Origin of the sequence: Gilliamella sp. W8145, assembly GCF_016101145.1 — a bacterium.
GTDB lineage: Bacteria > Pseudomonadota > Gammaproteobacteria > Enterobacterales > Orbaceae > Gilliamella > Gilliamella apis_A.
This window is the reverse complement of record NZ_JACFRC010000005.1, coordinates 61,116-73,469: the sequence shown is the minus strand read 5'-3', so window position 1 is coordinate 73,469 and position 12,354 is coordinate 61,116. Positions and strand designations below refer to the sequence as shown.

The window sequence follows — 12,354 nt, the reverse complement described above, 5'->3', positions numbered from 1 at the left end:
AGTAATAAATTTTTATAAAATCTTTGAATCGGATAATAATTTTTCTAGAACTTTCTTTTTATCGGAGGTTAATGGCATTACTGGAGCTAAAACTTCCGTCGAAATATCGACGCCAGAAAGTTTTATTGCTTGTTTGATTACGCCAAAGAAAGGTGATTCAATGGCATAGACTGGCATTAATTTTGCAAGTTGACGTTGTAATTTGAATGCTTTTTCATAATCTTTTTCAACGAAAGCTTTATAAATTCCTTTAGTAATTTTTGGTGCAAAATTAAAGGTTGCAGGAATACCACCGTGGCCGCCAAGAATAAGGGTGTCTAACATATATTCATCAAAGCCACTGAAAATGATAAAATCTGGACGGAAGGCGTGAACTCTGTTGATGACTTCTCGGGTATGGCTGATATTATCAATAGTATCTTTCAAACCAATAATATTTGGCAAATCCTTTGCCAGTCTTGTAATAACATCAATACCTATATCTTGACCGGTTAATGCCGGAAAATTGTAAAGTAGTACAGGGATATCGATATTTTCAGCAACAGTTTTATAATGGTTATAAATCGCATCACTATTTAATAAAGCATAATAAGGATTAACAACTAAAACTGCATCAGCACCAATTTGGGCTGCATGTTTGCCATATTGAATCGTCTCAGCAGTGCTTGGGCTTGATATGCCAAGCATAACTGGAATACGTTTATTGATATAATTTACTGCGAATTCAGCAACTTCATATCGCAACTTAGGCGGCATATGGCAGAACTCACCACCACTACCTAGAATTAAAACACCATCAGCTTCGTTATCGATTAGATGATCTAATAATTTGCCCATTCCTTTTTTATCTAGTTCCCCTTTTTTATTAACGATAGTAGGGACTGGAGGGAATATACCTTTAAATTTTTCTAAATTCATTTTTGCTCCTTGTTCATAATGTAGAACATTGTTTCTTACACATGAACAAATTATTGGTAAAAAAATTTAGAATTGCAATGTATTAATTCAAAAGAAAATTAATTTTGTGATCATCCTCTCATTGTCGAAAATAATTTTTTGGGTAATTAAATTTTTCCGTATAATGAAATATAGTTCTTTTCGTGGGAATTTTTGAATATTATTAATTAAGAGGTAAATATGATTTATTACATTCCGCCGGTTAATTTATTAGGTAAAGGATGCTTATCTGAATTAGGTGTACCAGTTAAAAAACTTAATTGTCAGAAAGCATTTGTTGTTAGTGATAAGTTTTTAGTGGGCAATGGTACTGTAGATAGAGTAGTAGATATCTTAGCAAAAGAGGGCATTGAATCGGTTATTTTTTACGATGTAAAACCGAATCCAACCGTTGCTAATGTTGAAAATGCACTAAAATTATGTCAAGAATCTAACTGTGATTTTATTGTCTCTATTGGTGGTGGATCACCTCAGGACTGTGGTAAAGCAGTTGCTGTGTTAGCGACAAATGGCGGTAAAATTACTGACTATGAAGGGATGCATAAAAGTAAACATAAATGCTTACCAATTGTGGCAATAGCAACAACAGCCGGTACCTCTGCTGAGGTGACGATCAACTATGTTATTACCGATGAAAGTAGACATGTAAAAATGATTATGGTTGATCCGAATACATTGGCGTCAATAACGGTTAGTGATCCTGATTTAATGATCTCAAAACCAGCCAATTTAACTGCGGCAACAGGTATGGATGCATTAACTCATGCTATTGAAGCTGTAGTGGCTAAAGGCGCGATGGATGTTACTGATTCAACCGCATTATATGCGATTGGTCAAACCTTTAAATATTTAGCTCGAGCGGTTAAAAATGGTAATGATATCGAAGCAAGAGAACAGATGAGTTATGCCTGTTTTTTAAATGGGATTGCCTTTAGTAATGCTGGTCTGGGTAATGTTCATGCTATGGCTCATCAACTAGGTGGTCTTTATGATTTACCTCATGGGGTATGTAATGCAATGTTATTATCGGTAGTTGAAGAAGAAAATGCTAAACATGCGCCAGAAAAATTTAGAGTTATCGCAGAAACAATCGGATTAGATACTAAAAATAAAACGGATCAAGAGTGTGTTGATTATGTGATAAAACGAATTAAAGATTTGGCACAAGAGGTAGGTATTCCTAAATCTTTAAAAGAAATTGGTGTTGATAATCCAGATTTTGAATTATTGGCTGAAAATTCGATGAAAGATGCTTGTGCCGGAGCAAATCCAGTATTTTTTGATAAACAAAAACTGATTGAGTTATTTAAGAAAATAGCTTAACAGCTAATTTATCTAATGAGTTAAAATAATATTGAATCATAATGATTCAATATTATTAAAACTTATCCGTCAATTGTTGGCATGCATCACGTACTAATTGTGAATATTTATCGATTTTATCCACAGGTAGTTGAAAAAGAACTCCCGAAATACTAATAGCGGCGATGGGTTCGTTATTTTTATTGAAGATTGGTGCAGCGATACAATGAACACCTTGAACATCTTCCTGATTATCATAAGCCCAACCTTGAGACCTAATTTTTGCAAGCTCTTTTTTTAACTGTTTCTTGCTGGTTATTGTTGTGTCGGTATATTTGATTAATTTATCTTCGGGAATAAGTTGATCAATTTTTTCGTCTGGTAACCAAGCTATTAATGCTTTACCAATACCAGAGCTATGTAAAGGCAATTTTTTACCAATCCAAGTACGAATACCAATAGCCTGATCATTTTCAATTTTAGCAATGTAAACAGAATAAAGACCGTCAAGAACACCTAAATGGCAGGTCAAGTTGGTTTTATCTCGCAGTTTAATCATTAACGGTTCGGCTATTTTAGTGATATCAAACTGTTCTAAGGATTTATCTCCCCATTCATGTAATTTTAACCCAAGATAATACTTATTTTGATCTTGTCGCAAAATACCATGCATAACTAAGGCATTTAATAGTGTTGATGTACTGCTTTTAGGTAAATTGAGATCCTGAAATATTTGACTAAAAGTAGCCCCTCGGTGATTATCTAAATAATCACAAATACGGACAATTTTATCTAATGCTGGTACAAGTGTCTGAATATTTGGCATGAAATATCCTAATATAATAATGTAAGAAATATATTTATTTTATTGATACTAATTGTTTAGAAAAACATTTTTTGAACGGTTTAGTGTATTAAGTGTCTTATCTTTAACATTATATTCAAGTTACTTGATAAGGAAAAGAAAATAACTTTTATTATTTTCCTGTTTAGTGTATTTAAATCGATAAATCCTTATCTTGCATCATGTTAGGCATAGTTATATTATGAGTAGCAATGCTATATTATTTAAGGAATGAGTTATGTTAAAATCAATAGATCCAACCTCTACATCTTCTTGGAAATCCCTTCAAGCTAGTTATCAAAAACATCATAATAAAACTATAGCCGAAATATTAAAAGACGAGCCCAAGCGCGTCGAAAAACTGAGTATTCCGTTTGAGGATGAGTTTTTGGTTGATCTTTCAAAAAACCGTTTAACGCAAGAAACATTAGAAATTCTTTATCAGCTTGTGGATGAGTGTGATTTAGGTGGCGCAATTAAAGCGATGTATAGTGGTGAAAAAATTAATCGCACAGAAGATCGAGCCGTGTTACACGTTGCACTTCGTAATGTATCTAATACTCCAATTTATGTTGATGGCAAAAATGTTATGGATGATGTCAATGCAGTGCTTGCTAAGATGGAGTCCTTTAGTAAAAAAGTGATTAGTGGTGAATGGAAAGGTTATACCGGCAAGACTATCACCGATGTTGTTAATATCGGCATTGGTGGTTCAGATTTAGGACCTCACATGATTACTGAAGCCCTTCGACCTTATAAAAACCATTTAACGATGCACTTTGTATCTAATGTTGATGGTACTCATATTGTAGAAGCATTAAAAGGTCTTAATCCAGAAACAACACTCTTTTTAGTTGCGTCGAAAACTTTTACAACTCAAGAAACGATGACTAATGCTCAAACTGCCCGTCAATGGTTACTTGATGCAGCTAAAGATGATAAAGCAGTAGCACTGCATTTTGTTGCATTATCAACTAATACTAAAGAAGTTGAAAAGTTTGGTATTGATACTGCTAATATGTTTGAATTTTGGGATTGGGTTGGTGGTCGCTATTCGTCTTGGTCGGCAATTGGTTTATCAATCGTTCTTTCTATTGGTTACGAGAATTTTAAACAGTTTTTAGCTGGTGGCCATGCAATGGATAAACACTTCCAAACAGCGCCGGTTGAGAAAAATATTCCAACATTACTTGCGTTAATTGGTCTTTGGTACAATAACTTCTGTAGCGCAGAAACTGAAGCAATTTTACCTTATGATCAATATATGCATCGTTTTGCTGCTTATTTCCAACAAGGTAATATGGAATCAAATGGTAAAAGCGTTGATCGTAATGGTAATAAAACGACTTATACTACTGGACCTATTATTTGGGGTGAGCCTGGTACTAATGGCCAACATGCCTTCTATCAATTGATTCATCAAGGTACTAAACTGATTCCTTGTGATTTTATTGCACCAGCAATTAGCCATAATCCGGTTGGAGATCATCATCCTAAATTACTTTCAAATTTCTTTGCACAAACTGAAGCTTTAGCTTTTGGTAAAACTGAGCAACAGGTAGAACAAGAATTCCTTGCGGCTGGTAAAAGCCTTGATGAAGTTAAATCTATTATTCCTTTTAAAGTTTTTGCTGGTAATAAGCCAACCAACTCTATTTTAGTCAAAAAAATCACACCTTATGCATTAGGTGCATTAGTTGCTATGTATGAACACAAAATCTTCACACAAGGTGTTATTCTTAATATCTTTAGTTTTGATCAATGGGGTGTTGAACTCGGTAAACAGCTAGCTGGTCGTATTTTACCTGAATTAGCCGATGATAAACCTGTGAGTTCTCATGATGATTCAACTAACAACTTAATCAATCAATACAAGAAATGGCGTTAGAGCGAGTTGTACAGTAGATAGAAAAAACCTTCAGTTTTAACTGAAGGTTTTTTTTATAGATGATTATTTTTTAACACGCATAATTGGCGTTTTACCTGCTTCAACAGATCCAGTTAGTTTGGTTAGTTCAACTACTGTTTCCATATTTGAAATTACAACAGGAGTTAAAACTGATTTGGCTTTACTTTCAAGTAAAGGTAGATCAATTTCAATGATAGTATCGCCAATTTTAACTTGTTGTCCTTCTTCAGCAACACGAGTAAAACCTTCACCTTTTAGTTCAACGGTATCTATACCAAAATGAACAAAAAGTTCAATACCTTCATCTGACTCAATCGCAAAAGCATGATTAGTTTCAAAAATTTTGCCAATTTTACCATTTAATGGTGCGACAATTTTGTTGCCAGATGGTTTAATTGCAACGCCATCGCCAACGATTTTTTCAGCAAATACAACATCAGGCACATCTTCGATTTTAACGATCTCTCCACTAAGAGGTGCAATAATTTCAATGCTATTTTTGTTATCGTCAGAGACAAACTGTTTTATTTTATCAAATAGACCCATTATGGCCTCCTAACAAATTTGCTTTTCAGCAGTATATTTTTCAATTAAATCAGTTATTTCTTTAGCGGTTGCTTTTTCTAGTGCAGTTTCAGCAAATTTTTTCGCTTCTTCGTAATTGGTATTACGAATTAATTTTTTGATTTTAGGAATTGATACAGCACTCATGCTAAACTCATCAAGTCCCATACCTAATAATAGGATAGTTGCTCTTTCATCACCTGCAAGTTCACCACACATTCCTGTCCATTTGCCTTCTTTATGAGAAGCATCAATGACATTTTTAATTAATGTTAACACTGATGGAGAAAACGGATTATAAAGATGTGAGATAAGCTCATTACCACGGTCAACAGCAAGTGTATATTGGGTTAAATCGTTAGTACCAATACTGAAGAAGTCAACTTCTTTAGCTAAGTGACGAGCAATAACTGCTGCTGCAGGTGTTTCGATCATAACACCAATTTCAATTTCTTTATCAAACGCTTTACCTTCGGCGGTTAATTGTTCTTTAAGAATATTGATTTCAGATTTTAAGATACGAATTTCTTCAACTGAAATAATCATTGGGAACATGATACGTAATTTACCAAAGGCTGAAGCACGTAGAATTGCGCGTAATTGTGCATGTAATATCTCTTTACGATCTAAACAGATACGGATTGCACGCCAACCTAAGAATGGGTTTTCTTCTTTTGGTAAATGCATATAAGGTACATCTTTGTCACCACCAATATCCATAGTACGAACAATAATTGATAAGCCATTAGTTGATTCGGCAACTTCTTTATATGCTTTGAATTGTTCTTCTTCATTAGGATACGCATCACGATCCATAAATAAGAACTCAGTACGATAAAGGCCAACACCTTCATAGCCATTGCGATCCGCACCGGCAATATCACGTACCGTACCGATATTGGCACAAATTTCCACTTGGTGACCATCAAGAGTTACCGCAGGTAAATCTTTTAATTTTGCTAATTCTTCCTTGTCAGCAATATATTTTGTTTGAACTTGTTTTAATTTTTCTTCAGTTGTGTGATCAGGATTAATATAGATTGCATTGTTAATCGCATCTAAAATAACAAAATCACCTTGTTTGATTGCTTGTGTTGCATTAGATGTACCAACAATTGCTGGAATTTCTAATGAACGAGCCATGATTGAGGTATGTGACGTACGGCCACCTGCATCAGTGATAAAGCCTAATACCATATCTAAATTTAATTGTGCAGTTTCTGATGGTGTTAAATCAGTTGCAACTAGGATACATGGTTGGCTAATAGCACTTAAATCAACAATTTCAATACCGAGAATGTTTTTCAATAGACGTTTGCCAATATCACGGATATCTGCAGCACGTTCTTTTAAATATTCGTCATCTAAGTTTTCTAACTCTTTTGCTTGCGTTTCAAATACAGATTGAACGGCAGCATCAGCACTTGAGTGTTTACTTTGGATACGAGAGATAACTTCTTGTTCAAGATCTTCATCTTCAAGAAGCATTATGTGACCTTCAAAAATGGCAGCTTTATCTTCACCTAATGTGGTCTTTGCTCTCTCCATAATAGCATTTAGCTGTTCGCTTGATTTTTGACGCGCTTCTTTAAAGCGCTCGATTTCAGCGTCAATTTTGTTATCAAGAATTTGCCTATTATTAATTACAATAGGTTCTTCTTTTAATAATAGCGCTTTTGCAAAAGCGATACCTGGGGAAACAAGTATACCTGATACCATAACATTTAATCCTTATTCAATATTAAAACCGTTCAATAATAATTGGGAGTATTATTCCAATTCAGGAATTAATTTTACTAAATGAGTTACTGCTTCTTTTTCATCTTCACCTTCGGCTGAAATAGTAATCGTTGTGCCTTGAGTTAAGCCTAATGTTTGTAATTTGAATAAGCTTTTAGCGCTAGCACTTTTTCCGTTTGATGTGACAGTAATTTCAGCATTAAAGTTTTTTGCTTCTTTTACAAATTGCGCAGCAGGGCGAGTATGAAGGCCATTCGATGCAGTAATGGTTACATCTTGTTTGTACATAATTATTTTACTCCCAAAAATATGTTTTTTCAGACGACAATATAAATAAAAACAGCGTGAAAGGCTAGTAAGATTTCACTGTTCTTTAACAATTCGTCTAATTTTGATGGTGATAAATCAACCAAGTTCGCCGATATTATTGTTAATATCGGTAAATTCGAGTGATTTTATCACGACATTTTTTAAATTCTACCTGCCCGTGAATTCCTCGTTTGATATTTTCAAACACAACTTCTTCACTACCATCAAGTTGTGAAGCTCGGATCTCTTCGTGGCAAAAAGATTCAAATTTTTCAAGCTCTTGTTCGCTGTTGCCTAAATGATAATTTTTAGGTAAATCTTGGCTAGTTATAGAGGTATTTGTTTGATTCTGTACATTAAGAACAATCACGCCTTTATTGGGCACCCATGAACTACATGCAGTTAATGACATAACAAAGAATAAAAATAGCGAGGGCAATGCTACGATCAATCTAAAAATGTTCAAAATATTTCCTTTATAAAGCACAATAACCTGTTTATTATTTATAGCTAGGCATAAATTATATACTATTAATCCGTGAAAGTGCAGGGGTGTGTTTTTACGGTATTTAAGACTAAGGTGGATTTAATGACTAATAGCAATAATTACAATGAGCTTAATCGCCAACTTATCCAAAATAAAATCGGCATGACAGCGGCTGAATTACATGGTTTTTTATCAGGTATTTTAGCAGGAGGTAATCATGATGAAAGCTGGAAAATTTTAACTAAGGATATGTTAAATGATGGGCAAAGCATTGCTGAACCTTTAAACAAAGAAATTGAAAAATTATATCATTCAACTAAACAACAACTTATTGATGAAGATTTTGAATTTCAATTGTTACTCGGCGATCAAGATCTATTTACTCAGATTGATGATTTAGTCGGATGGGTTAATCATTTTTTATTAGGAATTGGTTTGGTTCAACCTAAAATTAATCGTGTTAAAGGTGATGTTGGTGAGGCAATATACGACCTGAGACAAATCGTTAAATTGGGTTATGATGAAAATGAAGATCAGCAAGAGTTAGGCTTTGCATTTGAAGAAATTAAAGAATACGTTCGGATTACGGCGATGCTTTGTTTTGATGAATTTAACGAATCTGATATAACCCCAACTATTCATTAATATTAGTATCATTGATTTTTAAGGTGCAAGTTATGGTAGATATGCATAGCAAAACAGAACTTTTAGCGCGACGAAATAAATTATTGGCACAAATGGAGCCAAATAGCATCGCTTTGTTTTTTGCTTCACCAGAGGTTACGCGAAGCAATGATACTCACTATCCTTATCGGCAAGATAGTGATTTTTGGTATTTTACTTTTTTTGCTGAGCCAGAAGCTCTATTGGCGGTGATAAAGGAGTCTGATAATCAAGCTCGTTACGTATTATTTAACCGTAAAAAGGATCCTTTAGCGGAAACATGGACCGGATATCGATTAGGTCAGCAGGTAGCATTAGAAAAAATTTGCGTAGATGAAGCTTATCTTTTTGATGATATTAATAATCTTTTGCCAAATTTATTGAATGGTAGAAAGGTTATTTATCATGCTGACCAGTTATACGAATATGCTGATGAAATAGTTAAAACAACATTACATAATTTAAGGCAAGGTGTTCGCAACAAATTTGTTGTCCCAAATATAATGATTGATTGGCGACCTATTGTTCATGAAATGCGTATGTTTAAATCGGATTTCGAAATGGCTATATTGCGCGAAGCTTGTGAAATAAGTGCTAAGGCACATATTCGCGCAATGCAAAAGTGTCAGCCTAGTTTGTATGAATATCAGTTAGAAGCGGAAATTTTACATGAATTTGCTTGGTATGGTGCTCGTTCGCCATCTTATAACACTATTGTTGGTGGGGGAAATAATGGTTGTATATTGCATTATGAAAATAATAGCGACCAATTGAAAGATGGCGATTTAGTCTTAATTGATGCTGGTTGTGAATATCAGTATTATGCTGGGGATATCACCCGTACATTTCCTATAAACGGTAAATTTAATCAGTCACAACGTGAAATATATGACATTGTGTTAACGGCACAATACGCGGCAATCAAATTATTACAACCAGGTACTTCAATATCAATAGTAAACCAACAAATTATTCGAATTATGGTTGAAGGTTTAGTTAAACTTGGCATTATGCAGGGCGATATCGAGACGTTAATTGCAAATAAAGCTTACATGACATTTTATATGCATGGTTTAGGACATTGGTTAGGTATTGATGTGCATGATGTCGGTAGCGATCGTGATCGCATCCTTGCTCCAGGCATGGTGTTAACGGTTGAACCAGGGCTCTATATTAATCAAGAAGCCGATGTTCCTGAACGTTATAAAGGCATTGGCATCCGTATAGAGGATAATATTTTAATTACTGATTCAGGCAATGAAGTTTTAACCGCAATGGTGCCTAAAGATCCTCAACAAATTGAACAATTAATGCAAATCAATCAATAGACTTATGATCAAGTAAGGTGCTAATCAATAATTTAAGATTAGCGCCATTAAGTTTTATTTCAAATAAATACTATTGAATGATAGTTATGGATTGATAAATGTCAGTTTAGTTATTACCTAAACTAATTGAACTATCGCGATTAAAGATAATCTTCATTTTGATATTTTTACCAGCAATTGGTTTGTATTTCCATGTTTTCATTGCCGTGATCACTGCGCGATTAAAAATATTATTGGGTTGAGCTTCAATAATTCTAATATTTTCAACACGTCCTTCACTATTTACATCAAACATGACAATAACATGACCTTCTAAGCGCATGTCTAGTGCTCTTCTTGGATATTCTGGGCGATTTCGGCTAATCGGTGTTGGATTACCCGAATATTGCTGATTATCAGAAATTTTAGGTGCTACTGACGTTTTGGCAGTATTATCACTAATTGCTTCTTGTCTAACTTGTTGCCGAGAGGCTTTTTGTGTTGGTGGTTTTTTCTTTTTTGGTTTCGGTTTTGGTTCTGGTTTTACTATTGTTGGTTTATCAGGTTCAACAGTAGGTTTTTCGGGTTCTTTTTCCGGTGTAGGATCAGGTGTTTCTTCTTTAACGATTTCAGGCTCAACAACAGGTTCAACGGGTTGTTCTTCAATAGGTTTATTATCTATGATTTCACTGTTTTCTGCGCCTTGAATATCAGGTGTATTTTCAACTAATGATTGTTCAGGGGCTGCTAATTGAGTAAGATCAACCATTACGGCTTTAATTGAATCATCACCTTCATCAACCATGATGTTATTTGCAAACAACGCTGAGCTAAATAATAATCCTAATAAAAGTAGATGTGATATCACAGCAACAGATACAAATACATATATATAATTATCCTGTTGCTTGTTAGCAATAGGTGATTGTGGCTCTTTTTCTGTATTGATATCTATATCAAAATTGATCTTCATAGCAGTAATAATTTATCCCTTAGGGCGTGTATTCTAAATGAAAATGCTTATCATTTGTAGCATTTTTTTAAATATGATTTATCAATAACTTGTTGCATAAAAATATTTATCAGATAATAGTAAGTAAATATCTCTCATTTGTAGCGGTTAGACTGATGAATAATCCATCGATAAAACAGATACTCGATCTAGTTCAAGAAGATTTAGTGAAGGTTAATCAGGCAATACAAGCAGAGCTTAGCTCTGATGTTGTATTAATCAATCAATTAGGCAATTACATTATTAGTAGTGGCGGTAAACGTATTCGTCCAATCATTGCGCTACTCATTGCTAAAGCACTGAATTATCAGGGTGATAAACATATTATAACGGCTGCTTTTATTGAATTTATTCATACTGCAACCTTATTGCATGATGATGTTGTTGATGAGTCAGATTTACGCCGAGGCAAATCAACAGCTAATGCATTATTTGGTAATGCTGCTAGTGTTTTGGTCGGTGATTATATTTATACTCGTTCTTTTCAAATGATGGTTCGTACCGAATCATTTAAAGTATTACAAATTATGTCTGAGGCCACGAATGTTATCGCAGAAGGTGAAGTCCAACAACTACTTAATTGTAATGATCCAGATATTACTAAAGAACAGTATCTACAAGTCATATATCGTAAAACAGCAAGACTATTTGAAGCGACTTCTCATTCCGCTGCTGTCCTTGCTGAAGCAACCCCAGAACAAGAATTTGCCTTACAAGAATATGGAAAATATTTAGGAACTGCTTTTCAAATTATTGATGACTTATTAGATTATAGTGCCGATAGTAATCAAAAATTGGGTAAAAATTTAGGTGATGATCTTAATGAGGGTAAACCGACATTACCACTACTACATGCAATGCATCATGCTAATGCACAGGATGCGGCTTTAATCCGGCAAGCAATTGAACAAGGAAATGGACGCCATTTATTAGATCATGTTTTAGCGGTGATGAAGTCATGCGGATCGCTTGAATTTACTTTAGAAACAGCCCAGCAAGAGGCAAATAAAGCGTTTAATGTGATTTCAATTTTACCAGATTCTCCTTATAAAAAAGCACTACAAGATCTGGCATTGTTATCAGTAAAAAGGGAAAACTGACAGTGATGTTTATTTGATAATTTTAAATACATTAGTTATACAATTTGTTTAATTAACATTGTTTTTTACCATTGATGGTGAATATTTCAAATTGAATTTTATTATGTTATGCAAATAGGTTGTGCCCTTTTTATAACAATCCCATTGTTCAAATAAGGTT

At 34.1% G+C, this 12,354-nt stretch carries 12 protein-coding genes; 5 read left to right on the top strand and 7 right to left on the bottom strand.

All coding sequences use genetic code 11. From position 1 onward, the window contains the following. Positions 1-12: 12 nt before the first annotated feature. A complete protein-coding gene (locus H3T80_RS11360; RefSeq protein ID WP_198201759.1) occupies positions 13-918 on the bottom strand; it encodes a dihydrodipicolinate synthase family protein in 906 nt (301 codons plus the stop codon). Between the two features lie 219 nt (positions 919-1,137). On the opposite strand from H3T80_RS11360, the gene H3T80_RS11355 reads away from it, so the two are divergent. After that, positions 1,138-2,280 carry an iron-containing alcohol dehydrogenase gene (locus tag H3T80_RS11355; RefSeq protein WP_198201758.1) on the top strand — a complete coding sequence of 381 codons (1,143 nt, stop codon included), beginning with the start codon at positions 1,138-1,140 and terminating at the stop codon, positions 2,278-2,280. A 55-nt stretch (positions 2,281-2,335) separates the two neighbouring features. Here the strand turns inward: H3T80_RS11355 and H3T80_RS11350 are convergent, their stop codons facing one another. Then, positions 2,336-3,085 carry an IclR family transcriptional regulator gene (locus tag H3T80_RS11350; RefSeq protein WP_198201757.1) on the bottom strand — a complete coding sequence of 250 codons (750 nt, stop codon included), beginning with the start codon at positions 3,083-3,085 and terminating at the stop codon, positions 2,336-2,338. 256 nt (positions 3,086-3,341) lie between these two features. On the opposite strand from H3T80_RS11350, the gene pgi reads away from it, so the two are divergent. Beyond that, positions 3,342-4,991, top strand: a complete 1,650-nt coding sequence (gene pgi / locus H3T80_RS11345) for a glucose-6-phosphate isomerase (protein WP_198201756.1) — start codon at positions 3,342-3,344, stop codon at positions 4,989-4,991. Positions 4,992-5,054: 63 nt separating this feature from the next. Here pgi and crr read toward each other — a convergent pair whose 3' ends face one another. The 4 genes from crr to H3T80_RS11325 all read right to left on the bottom strand — a co-directional run bounded on the left by crr (position 5,055) and on the right by H3T80_RS11325 (position 8,091). Next, the gene (gene crr, locus H3T80_RS11340; protein WP_065614627.1) at positions 5,055-5,558 is read right to left on the bottom strand and encodes a PTS glucose transporter subunit IIA; all 504 of its coding nucleotides are present in this window, start codon (positions 5,556-5,558) and stop codon (positions 5,055-5,057) included. A 9-nt stretch (positions 5,559-5,567) separates the two neighbouring features. Next, positions 5,568-7,295 (bottom strand): phosphoenolpyruvate-protein phosphotransferase PtsI, encoded by a 1,728-nt coding sequence (gene ptsI / locus H3T80_RS11335; protein WP_086356827.1) that lies wholly within the window; start codon positions 7,293-7,295, stop codon positions 5,568-5,570. Between the two features lie 51 nt (positions 7,296-7,346). Beyond that, positions 7,347-7,604 (bottom strand): phosphocarrier protein Hpr, encoded by a 258-nt coding sequence (gene ptsH / locus H3T80_RS11330; protein ID WP_034901724.1) that lies wholly within the window; start codon positions 7,602-7,604, stop codon positions 7,347-7,349. A gap of 142 nt (positions 7,605-7,746) precedes the next feature. Continuing rightward, positions 7,747-8,091, bottom strand: coding sequence for a hypothetical protein (locus tag H3T80_RS11325; protein ID WP_034901722.1), 345 nt, complete (start codon positions 8,089-8,091; stop codon positions 7,747-7,749). Positions 8,092-8,214: 123 nt separating this feature from the next. On the opposite strand from H3T80_RS11325, the gene H3T80_RS11320 reads away from it, so the two are divergent. After that, a complete protein-coding gene (locus H3T80_RS11320; RefSeq protein ID WP_086362765.1) occupies positions 8,215-8,757 on the top strand; it encodes a UPF0149 family protein in 543 nt (180 codons plus the stop codon). A 32-nt stretch (positions 8,758-8,789) separates the two neighbouring features. Then, complete coding sequence (gene pepP / locus H3T80_RS11315; protein ID WP_232350192.1) at positions 8,790-10,103, top strand: Xaa-Pro aminopeptidase; 1,314 nt, start codon at positions 8,790-8,792, stop codon at positions 10,101-10,103. A 106-nt stretch (positions 10,104-10,209) separates the two neighbouring features. On the opposite strand, the gene H3T80_RS11310 is transcribed toward pepP, so the two are convergent. Beyond that, complete coding sequence (locus H3T80_RS11310; RefSeq protein WP_110448581.1) at positions 10,210-11,055, bottom strand: TonB family protein; 846 nt, start codon at positions 11,053-11,055, stop codon at positions 10,210-10,212. Positions 11,056-11,210: 155 nt separating this feature from the next. Between H3T80_RS11310 and ispB the strand changes: the two genes are divergently transcribed. Then, the gene (ispB, locus tag H3T80_RS11305) at positions 11,211-12,194 is read left to right on the top strand and encodes an octaprenyl diphosphate synthase (RefSeq protein ID WP_110448580.1); all 984 of its coding nucleotides are present in this window, start codon (positions 11,211-11,213) and stop codon (positions 12,192-12,194) included. The last annotated feature ends 160 nt before the right edge of the window (positions 12,195-12,354 follow it).

Excerpts from the sequence above, each read along its gene's own strand:
- ptsH (WP_034901724.1), bottom strand. The coding sequence starts at position 7,604 with ATGTACAAACAAGATGTAACCATTACTGCATCGAATGGCCTTCATACT.
- H3T80_RS11350 (WP_198201757.1), bottom strand. The coding sequence starts at position 3,085 with ATGCCAAATATTCAGACACTTGTACCAGCATTAGATAAAATTGTCCGT.
- H3T80_RS11355 (WP_198201758.1), top strand. The coding sequence starts at position 1,138 with ATGATTTATTACATTCCGCCGGTTAATTTATTAGGTAAAGGATGCTTA.
- pepP (WP_232350192.1), top strand. The coding sequence starts at position 8,790 with ATGGTAGATATGCATAGCAAAACAGAACTTTTAGCGCGACGAAATAAA.
- H3T80_RS11360 (WP_198201759.1), bottom strand. The coding sequence starts at position 918 with ATGAATTTAGAAAAATTTAAAGGTATATTCCCTCCAGTCCCTACTATC.
- crr (WP_065614627.1), bottom strand. The coding sequence starts at position 5,558 with ATGGGTCTATTTGATAAAATAAAACAGTTTGTCTCTGACGATAACAAA.
- pgi (WP_198201756.1), top strand. The coding sequence starts at position 3,342 with ATGTTAAAATCAATAGATCCAACCTCTACATCTTCTTGGAAATCCCTT.
- ispB (WP_110448580.1), top strand. The coding sequence starts at position 11,211 with ATGAATAATCCATCGATAAAACAGATACTCGATCTAGTTCAAGAAGAT.
- H3T80_RS11310 (WP_110448581.1), bottom strand. The coding sequence starts at position 11,055 with ATGAAGATCAATTTTGATATAGATATCAATACAGAAAAAGAGCCACAA.
- ptsI (WP_086356827.1), bottom strand. The coding sequence starts at position 7,295 with ATGGTATCAGGTATACTTGTTTCCCCAGGTATCGCTTTTGCAAAAGCG.
- H3T80_RS11320 (WP_086362765.1), top strand. The coding sequence starts at position 8,215 with ATGACTAATAGCAATAATTACAATGAGCTTAATCGCCAACTTATCCAA.